The 13,676-nt window shown below is 73.1% G+C and carries 13 protein-coding genes and 1 pseudogene; 4 read left to right on the top strand and 10 right to left on the bottom strand.

Going from position 1 to position 13,676, the window contains the following annotated elements:
- Both HZS56_RS10020 and HZS56_RS10015 read right to left on the bottom strand, forming a co-directional pair.
- On the bottom strand, positions 1–1,078 hold a 1,078-nt coding region (locus HZS56_RS10020), incomplete at its 3' end, for a serine/threonine-protein kinase (RefSeq protein WP_216720370.1).
- A 75-nt stretch (positions 1,079–1,153) separates the two neighbouring features.
- Positions 1,154–2,002 carry a menaquinone biosynthetic enzyme MqnA/MqnD family protein gene (locus HZS56_RS10015; protein ID WP_216720369.1) on the bottom strand — a complete coding sequence of 283 codons (849 nt, stop codon included), beginning with the start codon at positions 2,000–2,002 and terminating at the stop codon, positions 1,154–1,156.
- Between the two features lie 292 nt (positions 2,003–2,294).
- Here HZS56_RS10015 and HZS56_RS10010 point away from each other — a divergent pair, with 292 nt between their 5' ends.
- Together HZS56_RS10010 and HZS56_RS10005 are read left to right on the top strand one after the other, a co-directional pair.
- On the top strand, positions 2,295–2,498 hold the full coding sequence (locus HZS56_RS10010; RefSeq protein WP_004984723.1) for a cold-shock protein: 204 nt from the start codon (positions 2,295–2,297) through the stop codon (positions 2,496–2,498).
- Positions 2,499–2,660: 162 nt separating this feature from the next.
- On the top strand, positions 2,661–3,302 hold the full coding sequence (locus HZS56_RS10005) for a class I SAM-dependent DNA methyltransferase (protein WP_216720368.1): 642 nt from the start codon (positions 2,661–2,663) through the stop codon (positions 3,300–3,302).
- Here the strand turns inward: HZS56_RS10005 and HZS56_RS10000 are convergent.
- Positions 3,286–5,253 (bottom strand): AMP-dependent synthetase/ligase, encoded by a 1,968-nt coding sequence (locus HZS56_RS10000; RefSeq protein ID WP_216720367.1) that lies wholly within the window; start codon positions 5,251–5,253, stop codon positions 3,286–3,288. The genes HZS56_RS10005 and HZS56_RS10000 overlap by 17 nt on opposite strands.
- Before the next feature lie 274 nt (positions 5,254–5,527).
- Positions 5,528–6,871, bottom strand: a complete 1,344-nt coding sequence (locus tag HZS56_RS09995; RefSeq protein ID WP_216720366.1) for an acetyl-CoA C-acetyltransferase — start codon at positions 6,869–6,871, stop codon at positions 5,528–5,530.
- Between the two features lie 103 nt (positions 6,872–6,974).
- Here HZS56_RS09995 and HZS56_RS09990 point away from each other — a divergent pair, with 103 nt between their 5' ends.
- Both HZS56_RS09990 and HZS56_RS09985 read left to right on the top strand, forming a co-directional pair.
- Complete coding sequence (locus tag HZS56_RS09990; protein WP_216720365.1) at positions 6,975–8,276, top strand: 3-oxoacyl-ACP reductase; 1,302 nt, start codon at positions 6,975–6,977, stop codon at positions 8,274–8,276.
- Positions 8,276–9,217: a MaoC family dehydratase gene (locus HZS56_RS09985; RefSeq protein ID WP_216720364.1), complete on the top strand. Its 942-nt coding sequence runs from the start codon at positions 8,276–8,278 to the stop codon at positions 9,215–9,217. The genes HZS56_RS09990 and HZS56_RS09985 overlap by 1 nt, the downstream gene beginning before the upstream one ends.
- A 266-nt stretch (positions 9,218–9,483) precedes the next feature.
- Here HZS56_RS09985 and HZS56_RS09980 read toward each other — a convergent pair.
- The 6 genes and pseudogenes from HZS56_RS09980 to HZS56_RS09960 form a co-directional block, all read right to left on the bottom strand.
- A pseudogene (locus tag HZS56_RS09980) lies at positions 9,484–10,128 on the bottom strand (TetR/AcrR family transcriptional regulator); the annotation flags it as partial.
- Positions 10,129–10,199: 71 nt separating this feature from the next.
- Entirely contained in the window at positions 10,200–11,531 is a 1,332-nt protein-coding gene (locus HZS56_RS09975) for a dicarboxylate/amino acid:cation symporter (RefSeq protein WP_216720363.1), read from the bottom strand.
- A 97-nt stretch (positions 11,532–11,628) separates the two neighbouring features.
- On the bottom strand, positions 11,629–11,730 hold the full coding sequence (locus HZS56_RS39055) for a putative leader peptide (protein WP_374201113.1): 102 nt from the start codon (positions 11,728–11,730) through the stop codon (positions 11,629–11,631).
- Positions 11,731–11,870: 140 nt separating this feature from the next.
- Complete coding sequence (locus tag HZS56_RS09970) at positions 11,871–12,176, bottom strand: DUF4229 domain-containing protein (protein WP_216720362.1); 306 nt, start codon at positions 12,174–12,176, stop codon at positions 11,871–11,873.
- 149 nt (positions 12,177–12,325) lie between these two features.
- A complete protein-coding gene (locus HZS56_RS09965; protein WP_216720361.1) occupies positions 12,326–12,850 on the bottom strand; it encodes a GNAT family N-acetyltransferase in 525 nt (174 codons plus the stop codon).
- A 16-nt stretch (positions 12,851–12,866) separates the two neighbouring features.
- Positions 12,867–13,505, bottom strand: coding sequence for a UdgX family uracil-DNA binding protein (locus HZS56_RS09960; protein WP_216720360.1), 639 nt, complete (start codon positions 13,503–13,505; stop codon positions 12,867–12,869).
- Positions 13,506–13,676: the final 171 nt, after the last annotated feature.

Raw genomic sequence — 13,676 nt, 5'->3', positions numbered from 1 at the left:
GGGTGGTCGGTGGCATCTGCGGGGGCGGGCCGAAGACACCGGAGGCCGGGGTCGCCGTCCCGGCTTCGCCCGCCGCCCCCACAGCGGCCTCGTCGCCCGCCGCCACCGACGGCCGGCTGAACCCCACGGGTCCCGACGCCTCCCCCGCGGGCGCCTCCGACGCCGCCTCCAGGTTCAGCAGCTGTACGGCGCCGCGGCTGACCTGTTCCACCAGCGCGCCCGGCAGCCAGCCGCCGGTCACCAGGCGGGCCGCGCCCCCGGGGGCCAGGCGCCGGGCCACTTCGCCGGGGGACGGGCGGGCGGACGGGTCCTTGGCGAGGCAGGACGCGGTCAGGTCGCGCACGTCACCGTCCAGGTCGGCCAGGCCGTCGAGCTGCGGTTCCTCGTGGACGACCTTGTAGAGCAGCGCCGCCGAGGAGTCCCCGGGGAAGGGAGGCCGTCCGGTTGCCGCGTACGCCAGGACCGCGCCCAGCGAGAAGACGTCTGCCGCGCCCGTCACGCCCTTGCCGAGGATCTGCTCCGGGGACATGTAGCCCGGCGAGCCGACCGAGACTCCGGTCGAGGTCAGGGAGGCGGTGCCGTCCGTGGCACGGGCGATGCCGAAGTCGATCAGGAGGGGGCCGTCGAGGGTGAGGAGGACGTTGGACGGCTTCACGTCGCGGTGGACGAGGCCCAGCTCGTGCACCGCCGCCAGCGCCTCGCCGAGGCCCGCGCCGAGCGCCCGTACCGAGTGGGCGGGCAGCGGGCCGCCGTCCGCCACGGCCGCCGTGAGGGAGGGGCCGGCCGCGTACGCCGTGGCGACCCACGGCACGCGCGCCTCGGGGTCGGCGTCCAGGACCGGCGCGGTCCAGGCGGCGCCGACGCGCCTCGCCGCGTCCACCTCGCGCCGGAACCTGGTGCGGAACTCCTCGTCCAGCGCGAAGTGCGGGTGCACGATCTTCACCGCGACCGTGCGGCCGCCGGCGCTGCGGCCCAGGTAGACCCGGCCCATGCCGCCGGAGCCCAGCCGGCCGAGCAGCCGGTAGGGCCCCACGGCCGTGGGCTCGTCGACATCGAGCGGCCGTACGGCGTCCCGCATGGCGTCCACCCCTCCCCCGTACGCCGGTGTGTGCCAGCAGGGTAGTGGGCCGCCGCCGCGGGTGCCCCGGGCGTGTCAGGTGCCGAGCAGGTCCACCTTCACGTCCGCCGGGAAGCCCGTGGTGGGGCCGACCCGGCGGGCGAACTCGCCGACCGCCTCCAGCTGCGGGCCGCCGAAGCGGAAGTCGAGGGTGGTGAAGTACTTCGCGAGGGTCTTCTCGTCGAAGGCCTCCCAGCGGGCCGCCTGCTCGGCGACCTTGTCGACCTCCTCCAGGGAGAGGTTGCGGGAGGCGAGGAAGGCCTCGTGCACCTTGCGGGTGATGACCGGCTCGCGCTCCGCGTAGTCGCGCCGGGCCGCCCAGACCGCGAAGACGAACGGCAGGCCCGTCCACTCCTTCCACAGCGCGCCCAGGTCGTGCACGTCGAGGCCGTAGCGCGGGCCGTCGATCATGTTGGCGCGCAGGGCCGCGTCGCCGATGAGGACGGCCGCGTCGGCCTCCTGCATCATCAGGCTCAGGTCCGGCGGGCAGGTGTAGTAGTCCGGCTGGACGCCGAAGCGTTCCGCCAGCAGGAGCTGGGCGAGGCGTACGGAGGTGCGCGAGGTCGAGCCGAGGGCGACCCGGGCGCCGTCCAGCCGGTCCAGCGGGACCTGCGAGACGATCACGCAGGACATCACCGGGCCGTCGCAGCCGACGGCGATGTCGGGGAAGGCGACGAGGTCGTCGGCGTTCTTGAGGAATTCGACCAGGGTGACGGGGCCGATGTCGAGATCGCCCTGCACCAGCTGCTCGCTGAGCTTCTCCGGGGTGTCCTTCGTCAGCTCGAAGTCGAGGAGCGTGCCTGTTCTCGCGAGCCCCCAGTACAGGGGCAGGCAGTTCAGGAACTGGATGTGGCCGACACGCGGCCGGGTGCGAGAATTATCCACATCGTGAGGCTAGACCTCCCGGCGTATCGGCCCGCCTTCGACCCCCGGGGTCAGCCGAACGGCGCAGGTGTTCAAACGTTCGGGTGAAGTGATCTTGGCCTCTGTTGCGCCGGGGGGCCTGCGTGCTAGGCTCACAGCAAGTTGCAGTTTGGTTTCCCTTGCAGTACAGAGCCTGCGGAGCATGTGACCGCGGGCTCTCGTCGTTCTCAGGCGTATGCAGTTGTGCGGAATTTAACATCTTCACACTTGCTGGTTCTGGAGCAGGGCAACCCTTTGAGCCCAAGGAGGGCTTATGGCTACCGGAACCGTGAAGTGGTTCAACGCCGAAAAGGGCTTTGGTTTCATCGCCCAGGAAGGCGGCGGCCCCGACGTCTTCGTCCACTACTCCGCGATCAACGCGACCGGATTCCGGTCCCTCGAGGAGAACCAGCAGGTGTCCTTCGACGTCACGCAGGGTCCTAAGGGCCCGCAGGCGGAGAATGTCACTCCTGTCTGATTGACAGCAGTACCCAAGGAGCCCCGCGCCGTTCCGGCGACGGGGCTCCTGCCCTTTTCGCGGGATTCACCGGCGTTCACCCGGATTTCGCCGGCCCACGCCGGAGTCAGTGGCTGTCTCCGGCCCACGCCGGTGTCAGTGGCTGTCGCTAGGGTCCGTGGCATGACCGATCCCGCCTTCGTGGCCAGCACCCGGACCTTCTACGACGCGGTCGCCGAGGACTACCACGACCGCTTCCGCTCCGTACTCGCCGACGCCCCGCTGGACCGGGCGCTCCTCGGTGCCTTCGCCGAGCTGGTGGGGCCGGACGGGCAGGTGGCCGACCTCGGGTGCGGGCCCGGCCTGGTCACCGGGCACCTGGCCGCGCTGGGCCTGCGGGTCTTCGGGCTCGACCTGTCCGCCTCGATGCTGGAGATCGCCCGCCGCGAGAACCCGGGGCTGCGGTTCGAGCAGGGGTCGATGCTGGAGCTGGACCTGCCCGACGGGGCGCTCGCGGGGGCCGTGTCCTGGTACTCGTCGATCCACACGCCGTGGGAGCGGCTGCCGGACCTCTTCGGGGAGGTGCGGCGCGTGCTGGCGCCGGGCGGGCACCTGCTCCTCGGCTTCCAGGTCGGGGACGAGCCCCGGCACCACGACCGCCCGTGGGGTCACCCGGTCGCCCTGGACTTCGAGCGGCGGCGGCCGGAGCCGATGGCCCGGCTGCTGGAGGAGGCCGGGTTCACGGTGCTGTCGCGGACCGTGCGCATACCGGAGTCTGACGCCTCGGCCCAGGTCCCGCAGGCCTGCCTCATCGCCCGCCGCTGAAGCCGGGGGTCCCGGGACCGGGCTGTCCGTCGTACAGGCCCTCCACCACTCCCGCGAAGTCCCGCATGATCGTCTCGCGCCGGAGCTTCATCGAGGGGGTCAGGTGGCCCTCCCACTCGGTGAAGTCCCTGGGCAGGACGGCGAAGCGGCGGATGGACTCCGGTCGGGAGACCAGTTTGTTGGCCTCGTCGACCGCGCGCTGGAGCACCGCGTGGACGTCCGCGTCGTCGGTCAGCAGCTCCGGCGGCACCGGGTGCTTGCCGTTCATGCGGCGCCAGTGGTTGACGCCGTCGGGGTCGAGGGTGAACAGGGCGCATACGTAGGGGCGGCGGTCGCCGAGGACCATGCACTGGGAGACGAGGGGGTGGGAGCGCAGCCAGTTCTCCAGCGGGGCCGGGGCCACGCTCTTGCCGCCCGCGGTGATCAGCAGTTCCTTCTTGCGGCCGGTGATCGTCAGGTAGCCCTCGTCGTCCAGGCTGCCGATGTCGCCGGTGGCGAACCAGCCGTCGGGGGCGGCCGGGACGACACCGCCCGCCTGGGGGTCCCAGTAGCCGTGCAGGACCTGGTCGCCCGCGATGAGGACCTCGCCGTCGGCGGCGATGCGGACGCGGGTGCCGGGCAGGGGCCAGCCGACGGTGCCGAGGCGCGGTTGGAGCGGTGGTGTCACGGTGGCCGCCGCGGTCGTCTCGGTGAGGCCGTAGCCCTCGAAGATGTCGATGCCCGCTCCGGCGTAGAAGGCGGCCAGGCGGCGGCCGAGCGGGGAGCCGCCGCAGATCGCGTACTTGACCCGGCCGCCCATCGCGTTCCGTATCTTGCGGTAGACGAGGGGGTCGTAGAGGGAGCGGGCGGCGCGCAGGCCGCGGCCGGGGCCGTTGCCCGTGCCGGTCTGGCGGGCCTCCTTGGCCTCGCCGTAGCGCACCGCCACGGAGGCGGCGCGGTCGAAGGCGGCGGCCCGGCCGCCGGACTCGGCCTTGGCGCGGGCGCTGTTGTAGACCTTCTCCAGCATGTACGGGATGGTCAGGAGGCAGGTCGGGCGGAAGGCGGCCAGGTCGGGAAGCAGGTCGGCGGGCTTCAGGCTCGGCGCGTGGCCCAGGCGGACCCGGGCGCGGACGCAGGCCACGGCGACCATGCGGCCGAAGACGTGCGACATGGGCAGGAAGAGCAGGATCGAGGGCTCCTCGCCGGTCTCCGCCTTGAAGACGGGGTAGAGCAGCTCGATCGCGTTGTCGACCTCGGCGAAGAAGTTCCCGTGGCTCAGCACGCAGCCCTTGGGGCGGCCGGTGGTGCCGGAGGTGTAGATCAGGGTGGCCAGGGTGCTCGGGCCGAGCATGCCGCGGCGCACCTCCACCTCCGCGTCCGGGAGCCGTCCGCCCAGTTCGGCCAGGCGCTCCACGTGGCCCTTCTCCATCACCCACAGGTGCCTGAGGTCGGGTATGCGGTCCAGTTCGGGGCCGAGCGCGGCCGCCTGCGCGGTGGTCTCGGTGACCAGGGTGACGGCGCCGGAGTCCTGGAGGATCCAGCGGGTCTGGAAGAGGGAGGAGGTCGGATAGATCGGGACGGTGACCAGGCCGGCCGCCCACGCGGCGAAGTCGAGCAGGGTCCACTCGTACGTCGTCCGCGCCATGATCGCGACGCGGTCGCCCGGCATCAGGCCCTCCGCGATCATGCCCTTGGCCACCGCGAGGACCTGCCCCGCGAACTCGGCCGCCGTCACCTCGGACCAGTCCCCGTCCGGCGAGCGGCGGCTGAGGACCGCCTGGTCCGGTACGGCGGCCGCGTTGTCGAAGGGCAGGTCGGCGAGGGACCCGCGGTGCACCGGCGGGGCGAAGGGCGGTACGTATGCCTCCCGCACCGCGCCGTCCAGCCGCCGGGTCTCGGGCGCCACCATGGTGGGGCCGGGCGAGTCGGCGTAGGCGGCGGACGCGGCGAAGGACGGAAGCGGGGTGGACACGGGCGGCTCCTGGGACGTGCAGCGAGGACACGGCTTCCAGCAAGGACTGCGCTTCTGCCCAAGCTCTCTGCTTACAGCTTTCGGCTGTCGCTGCTGTGCTCTGCTGCATGACGTACGTGCCTCGCGCGCCGAGGCGTTCATCGCCGGGCTCCGCGGACAGGGGTCACCGGCGGTCAGTCTCGGGATCGTACGGCCCCGGAGTGGGGAGTTGGTGCGCGTTCGGGGGCGGTCCCGCGTCGGGTGTGTGCAGTCCCGACGGAAACCTGAGGGTAGGTCACGTTCGTTCCAGTATCGCCGTGACACCCTGGCCGCCCGCCGCACAGAGGGAGACGAGTCCGCGCCCCGGTCCGTTCCGTTCGGCGAGCAGGGCGGCCAGCGTCGCCACGATCCGGGCGCCGGTCGCGGCGAAGGGGTGGCCGGTGGCGAGGGAGGAGCCCGCCACGTTCAGACGGTCTCGGTCCACCGGGGCCAGGCCCAGCTTCTCCCAGGCGGCGAGCGTCGCGAGGACCTGGGACGCGAAGGCCTCGTGGATCTCGACGAGGTCGAAGTCCTCGATGCCGAGGCCGGCCCGCTCCAGCATCCGCGGGACGGCGTACGCCGGGGCCATCAGCAGTCCGTCCCCGCCTCCGGCCGCACCACCGGCCGCGTCACCGCCCGCCACACCATCGCGCGCCGCACCGCCGCCCGTCACGTCCCCGCCGACGAAGTCGACGGCCGCCGTCTCGTACGCCGTGAGGTACGCGAGCGGCTCGAGGCCGCGGGCCTCGGCCCACTCCTCGCTCGCCAGCAGCACGGTGGCCGCGCCGTCCGTGAGGGGCGTCGAATTGCCCGCGGTCATCGTGGGGTCGGGCCCGTCGAGCCCGAACACCGGCTTCAGCGCGGCCAGTTTCTCCGCCGTCGAGCCGGGGCGCAGGTTCTGGTCGCGGTCCAGGCCGCGGAAGGGGACCACCAGGTCCTGGAACAGGCCGCGTTCGTAGGCCGCCGCCAGCCGCCGGTGGCTGGTCACCGCCAGCGCGTCCTGGTCCTCGCGGGTGATGCCCCAGGCCCGGGCGGTCACCGCCGCGTGCTCGCCCATCGACAGCCCGGTGCGCGGTTCGGCGTTGCGCGGGATGTCGGGGACCAGGTGGCCCGGGCGGATCCCGGCGAGGGCCTTCGCGCGCCCGCCGGGGGACTTCGCCCGGCGGGCCTCCAGGAGGATGCGGCGCAGACGGTCGTTGACGCCGAGCGGGGCGTCGCTCGCCGTGTCGGCGCCGCCCGCGACCGCCGACTCCGTCTGGCCGAGAGTGATCTTGTTGGCGGCGGCGATCACGGCCTGGAGGCCGGTGCCGCAGGCCTGCTGGATGTCGTACGCCGGTGTGCGCGGGTCCAGGGCCGAGCCGAGGACCGTCTCGCGGGCGAGGTTGAAGTCGCGGCTGTGCTTGAGGACCGCGCCGGCCACGAACTCGCCGACCGCGCCCGGACCCTGGAGGCCGAACCGGTCGACCAGGGCGTCGAGGGCGGCGGTGAGCATCTCCTGGTTGGAGGCGGTGGCGTAGGGCCCGTCGGAACGGGCGAAGGGGACGCGTGCGCCGCCGATGACCGCGACGCGGCGCGTCGACCGCGGTGCCGATGGGCTCATCTCGACCTGCTCCTCACCCGTGACATAGGATTACCTCCGGTAACCTTACTCCAGAGTAAGTAGATCTGGGCAACCGTACAGCCGCTGTTGGGGAGATCACGACATGGCCGACCGCTATCTCAGCTTCACCGGCACCGCACCCGGCCGTTTCCTCACCCGCCGGCTCGGCCTGCCGCAACCCGCGCCGCTGCGGCGCGACGCCCTCGACGGCGGTCTGCTCCACCTCACGGCGGGCAAGACCGACCTCGGCCTCGCCCCCGTCCTGGCCCGCGCGGGCCTGCCCGCGGACGAGAACGGCCGGCCCGCCGCCGTCGTCCTCGACGCCACCGGCGTACGCGACGTCGACACGCTCGCCGAGGTGCACGCCGCCCTGCACCCCGTCCTGCGGTCCGTCACGGCCGGCGGACGCGTCGTGGTGCTCGGCGCCCCGCTCGACCCGGCCGACCACCACCAGGCCGCCGCCCAGCAGGCGTTGGAGGGCTTCACGCGCTCACTCGGCAAGGAGGTCGGGCGGGGCAGGACCGTCAACCTCGTCCGGATCGCCGGTGCGGACGCCGGCGCCGCCGAGTCCACCCTCCGCTTCCTCCTCTCCCCCGCCTCCGCCTTCGTCAGCGGACAGGTGATCGAGGTACGGGCGGCGACGGACCCGGTGACCGCCCCGGACGACTGGGAACTCCCGCTCGCCGGGCGCACCGCCCTCGTCACCGGCGCCGCGCGCGGCATCGGCGCGGCCGTCGCCGAGACGCTGGCCGGGCAGGGCGCGCAGGTCGTCGTCCTCGACGTTCCGCAGGCCGGCGACGCGGCACGCCGGGCCGCCGAACGCCTCGGCGGCACCGCCCTCGCCCTCGACGTCACGGCGGCCGACGCGGGCGAACGCATCGCCGCCGCCGTGCCCGGCGGACTCGACATCCTCATCCACAACGCCGGTATCACCCGCGACCGGCGCCTGGTCAACATGGACGCCGCCCGCTGGAGTTCCGTCCTCGACGTCAACCTCGCGAGCGTCCTGCGCACCACCGACGCGCTGCTCGCGGCGGGCGCCGTCAACCGGGGCGGCCGGATCGTGGCCACGGCGTCGATCGCCGGGCTCGCGGGCAACGCGGGCCAGACCAACTACGGCGCCAGCAAGGCCGGTGTCGTCGGCCTGGTCCGCTCCCTCGCGCCGCGCGCGCTCGCCGAGCACGGGGTGACGGTCAACGCGGTGGCGCCGGGCTTCATCGAGACGGAGATGACCGCGGCGGTCCCCCTGTTCATCCGCGAGGCCGGCCGCCGCATGAGCTCCCTCGCCCAGGGCGGCCTGCCCGTCGACGTCGCCCGCACCACCGCCTGGCTCGCCCACCCGGCCTCCGGCGCCGTCAACGGCCAGGTCGTCCGGGTCTGCGGCCAGAGCCTGCTGGGGGCGTGATGACCACGACGACCCCTGCCGCCACGCCCCTCACCACCGCTCCCGCGCTCGCCCCGCTCCTCGCCCGCGGCGCCCTGCTCTCGCCCCTCAAACGCCCCCGCCCCGACGCCGACTATCCCCGCGCCCGCCTTGTCCTGCCCGGCCTGCGCATCGACCTGGCGCGGCTGGCGGCGTACGAAAGGACCTGCGGGTTCGCGACCGGCGCGGACGCGCTCCCGGTCACCTACCCGCACGTGCTGGCCTTCCCGCTGGCCATGCGCCTGATGAGCGGCCGGCGCTTCCCGCTGCCCCTGCTCGGCCTCGTCCACACGTCGATCAGCATCACCCGCCGCGCCCCGATGCCCGCGACGGGCACGTACGAACTCGCCGTGCACATCGAGGGCCTGACCGCGCACCGGCGGGGCACCGAGGCGTCGGTGGTCACGGAACTGCGCGCCGGCGGCGGCACCGACCGCACGCCGGGCGGGCCCGGCGCGGCGCCCGTGTGGGAGTCCCGCAGCACGTACCTCGCCCGGCACCGCACCAACGCCGCGCACCCGTCCCCGCAGGCGCCCGCGAAGACGCCGGAACCGTCCGCGCCCCTGCCCGCCCTCGCCGAGTGGCGGCTCGCCGGTGACGTCGGGCGGCGCTACGGCGCCGCGTCCGGAGACCGCAACCCCATCCACCTGCACCCGCTCACCGCCCGCCTGTTCGGCTTCCCCCGGGCCGTCGCGCACGGCATGTGGACCGTGGCCCGGTGCCTGGCCGAACACGGGACGCCGGACGCGGCCGTGGTCCGGGCGGACTTCCGGGCACCGGTGCTGCTGCCGGGGACGGTGACGTACGGGGCCGGAGACGGCCGGTTCGAGCTGCGCGGCGGGGACGGGCGGCGACTGCACGTGTCCGGCGAGGTGGGGCCCTACCGGGCGCCCGGCCGAGTCGGCCCCTACCCGGCGGCCTGAGCCACGGGGCGGTGCGCCGGCTGCGGGCCGGGCTGAGGGTTCGATCGGGGGGCGGGCTGGGGGTCCGGTCCGGGCTGGGGGTCCGGTCCGGGCTGGAGGTCCGGTCCGGGCTGGAGGTGAGGGTCCGGTCCGGGCTGCGGATGAGGCTGGGGCTCCGATCCCGGCTCCGGCTCTGGATCCGACCCCGACCCAGCCCCCGACTCCGGCTCCGGCTCCCGCACGGGCTCCGACTCCGGCTCCGACTCCGGCTCGGGCTCGGGCTCGGGGTCCTCCGGTGCCGACCAGGGGCGCCCCGCCATCAGGTCGCCCAGGCCCGCCCAGGCGAAGTTCATCAGGGTCGCCGCCGCCTGCTTCGCGGTGACGCCCTCGGTGGCGCCCGCCCAGTCGGCCAGCGACTCGGCGGCCCCGACCAGCGCCTCGGCCAGCCCGGCGACCTCTCCCTCGGGCAGGTGCGGGTCCTGGTGCGCGTCCCGGGCCGCCGCCGCGATGAGCTGCGTCACGAACGCGACGATGTCCGCGCGCATCGCCGCGACCTCGGCCGCGAACCGCTCGCCGTGCGTACGGGCGTGCAGGTGCAGCATCCGCCAGGCGTCCGGGTGGTGGGCGGTGTGGGTGAAGAACGCCCGCAGGCCCGACCAGAGTTGCCCGTCCGCGGAGAGCCCCGGACGCACACCGGCCCGCACCGCCTCGGTGAGGGCGCGGGCCTCGCGGCGGATGCAGGCGGTGAAGAGGTCGTCCTTCGAGTTCAGGTAGAGGTAGACCAGCGGCTTGGAGACGCCCGCCAGTTCGGCGATCTCGTCCATCGACGCCGCCATGTAGCCGCGCCGTCCGAAGACGCTCACGGCCGCGTCCAGCATCTGCTGCTCACGGACCGCACGCGGCATCCGCTTGGTGGTCTTCTGGGCACCCATGCGCATCAGCGTACGGTCCGTGCGGCGGTGATCAGGACCCCAGCGCGGTGCCGACGCCCTGATCACCGAGGTCAGGCGGCGACCGGAACCGGCTCCGACTCCTGCTTCTCCCGCTCGGGCTCGTCGATCGGCGAGGCGTGGGCCTCGTCGTAGGCCTTGCGGTCGAGCAGCCCCTCGCGGGCGGAGACGATCACCGGGACCAGCGCCTGGCCCGCCACGTTCGTGGCCGTGCGCATCATGTCCAGGATCGGGTCGATGGCGAGGAGGAGGCCGACGCCCTCCATGGGCAGGCCCAGGGTGGACAGGGTCAGGGTGAGCATGACCGTGGCGCCGGTGAGGCCGGCCGTGGCGGCGGAGCCGACGACGGACACGAAGGCGATCAGCAGGTAGTCGCCGACCCCGAGGTCGATGCCGAAGATCTGGGCGACGAAGATCGCCGCGATGGCCGGGTAGACCGCGGCGCAGCCGTCCATCTTGGTCGTCGCGCCGAAGGGGACGGCGAAGGACGCGTACTCCTTCGGCACGCCGAGGCGCTCGGTGACCTTCTGGGTGAGCGGCATGGTGCCGACGGAGGAGCGGGAGACGAAGCCCAGCTGGATGGCGGGCCAGGCGCCCTTGAAGAACTGGAGCGGGCTCGCCTTGGCGACGGTGGCCAGCAGCGTCGGGTAGACGACGAACATCACGATCGCGCAGCCGACGTAGATGTCGGCGGTGAAGGTGGCGTACTTGCCGAGAAGGTCCCAGCCGTAGGTGGCGATGGCCTTGCCGATGAGGCCGACGGTGCCGAGCGGGGCGAGGCGGATGACCCACCACAGGGCCTTCTGGAGGAGTTCCAGGACGGACTCGCTCAGGTTCAGGATCGGCTGGGCCCTCTCGCCGAGCTGGAGGGCGGCGATGCCGGCGACGGCGGCCATGAAGACGATCTGGAGGACGTTCAGCTCGGTGAACGGCGTGATGACGTCGGTCGGCACGATGCCGGTCAGGAAGTCGATCCAGGAGCCGGTGTGCTCGGGCTTGGCGCCGTCGGCCGGGGTGAGGCCGGTGCCGGAGCCGGGGTTGGTGACGAGGCCGATGACGAGGCCGATGGCCACCGCGATCAGCGACGTGATCATGAACCAGAGGAGGGTGCGGGACGCCAGGCGCGCCGCGTTGTTGACCTTCCGCAGGTTGGTGATCGACACCAGGATCGCGAAGAAGACGAGCGGGGCGACGGCCAGCTTCAGCAGGCCGATGAAGGTGTCACCGACCTTCTCCAGGGTGGTGACCAGCCAGGATATGTCCTGGCTGCGGGCCAGCCAGCCCAGCAGCACGCCGAGGACGAGACCGGCGAGTATCTGCGCCCAGAAGGGGACCTTGAGGTACTTCGTGACCGAGGACACTGACGAGGAAGAGGACACGGACATGCTCCGTAAGGGGACGGGACGCGGGGATGGCGCTGAGCTGACGTGGGGCGCGGAGAGACGTGGAAAGACGTGGAGGACGGCGGGATGAGGGGGAACGTCAGGGGCGACAGTTCGCGGACGCGCACCGGCAGAGGTCCACGTGCAGGCGCGCCACGAGCGCGAGGCGCTGCGGTGTGAGGGGCGCGGCTGCTTGCTTCATGCACACGACTTTAACACTGGCGCTTTGGGACACTCAAAGCCTCACTTTGAGAGGCAGGAGTGCACCAACGCCCGCAAAACGCAAAGCGCCCCGGTTTCCCGTGAATTAGGAAGCCGGGGCGTGCGGGCGTGTGACGGGCGTTACGAGGCCGAGGCGTGGCCCTGGGCGCGCGCCGTGTCGTCGGCGACGTCCTCCTGGCCGCGGTTGGCGTCCAGGTTGGCCTTCATGCGGTCGACGCGCTGGACGACCCGCTCCGAGGCGCGGTCGCGCTCCTTGCGCAGGGCGATGTAGCTGATGGGAGCGGAGATCAGCAGGGCGAGCAGGAGGATCCACATGCCGTTGGAGTCGCCGAGACCGCGCGGGAAGACTCCGACGTAGACGAGGCCCCAGACGGCCACGAGGCAACCCGCGAAGATCCCGAGGCGCATCAGCGTGTAGCGGAGCATCTCAATCCACTCTTCCGTTTCCGGCACAAAGGGGCACCGTCCAGTGAAACATGCCGGGGTCCCCGTCCCGCAGGGGGGTCGCACTCGGTTCGCCGCCAGGGGCCGTCCGACGGCGAAGGCCAGGCCAGGTCAGGTCAGGTCAGGTCAGGTCAGGTCAGCGGCAGGAGCATGAAGACGTCGTCGCGGTCGTCGCCCGGCGCCACGCGGATCGCGGCGGGGATCCGGCCGACCTCCTTGTACCCGCAGGACTCGTAGAACCGCTCCAGGCCGAGGCCGCCGCGGCAGGTGAGGCGGATCGCCTCGATGCCGCCGAGGGTGCGGGCCGCCTCCGCGGCGGCGGTCATCAGGTCCCGGCCGTAGCCGCGGCCCTGGTGGCGGGGGTGGACCATGACCGTGTAGAGCCACAGCCAGTGGGTCATCAGCCGGTGCGTGTTCTGGACGAGGAACGCGGTGGCGGCCACCCGGCCCTCCTCGTCGTGGCCGACGAGCAGGCGGGTGCCGCCCTCGGCCATGCCGACCATGTGCTTGACCAGCGCCGGGCGCACCTCCTCGCGCGTCACGGGCGGCACGAAGGCCACGGCGCCGCCCGCGTTGGACACGTCGGTCCACAGGTCGAGCACGCCGTCGCGGAGTTCGGGGGTGACGGCCGGATCGAAAGTGAAAGTAAGGGACACGCAGCCATAGTAACCATTACGAAAGTGCCCGTGCAGCCACTTTCAGGTCCGACAGCAGCCCCTGGTAGGCGGCGTCCCGGTCGTCGGACCGCAGCACCGCCGAGGGGTGCACGGTCGGCACCAGCCGTTCGGGGTGCCCGTGGATCTCCTCCTCCAGCACGGTGCCGCGCACCCGGGTGACCCGGAACGCGGAGCCGAGCAGCGCCTTGCCGGCGGTGGCGCCGAGGACGACGATCAGCTCGGGCTTGACGCGGTCCAGCTCGGCGGCCAGCCAGGGGCCGCAGGCGGCCGCCTCGCGCAGGGTGGGCGCCTTGTGGATACGGCGCTTGCGGGGTTCGGTCCGGGTGAACTTGAAGTGCTTGACGGCGTTGGTGACGTACGCGTCCGCCGGGTCGACGCCGGCCTCCGCCAGCGCCCGGTCGAGCAGCCGCCCGGCGGGGCCGACGAAGGGCTCGCCCCGCCGGTCCTCCTGGTCGCCGGGCTGTTCGCCGACGAGCATGACGCGGGCGGAGGCCTTTCCGGCGCCGAAGACGGTCCGGGTGGCGTCCCGGTGCAGGGGGCAGCCGTGGCAGTCGGCGGCGGCCTTGCGGAGGGCGGTCAGGCCGCCGCGGTCCGGAACGAAGGGTTGTGCGGTGTAGTCGTCCTCGGTGGCCATGGGGTGCGGGTACCCGCCGGGGGGCGGTTCGATCGGATGCCGGGTACGGGCGCGTGGGGGGCTGGTCGCACCCACGCGGCGGAGCCGCATATCGATACAGCCCCGCGCCCCTGCGTCGGGACAGTCCCGGCGCCCCTGTCAGCAGGCGTCAGGGTGTGCCCAGAGAGGCGC

Origin of the sequence: Streptomyces mayonensis (assembly GCF_018982965.1) — a bacterium.
In the GTDB taxonomy this organism is placed as follows: Bacteria; Actinomycetota; Actinomycetes; order Streptomycetales; family Streptomycetaceae; genus Streptomyces; species Streptomyces mayonensis.
The sequence above is the reverse complement of the archived record's forward strand: the minus strand, read 5'-3'. Positions and strand labels throughout refer to the sequence as shown.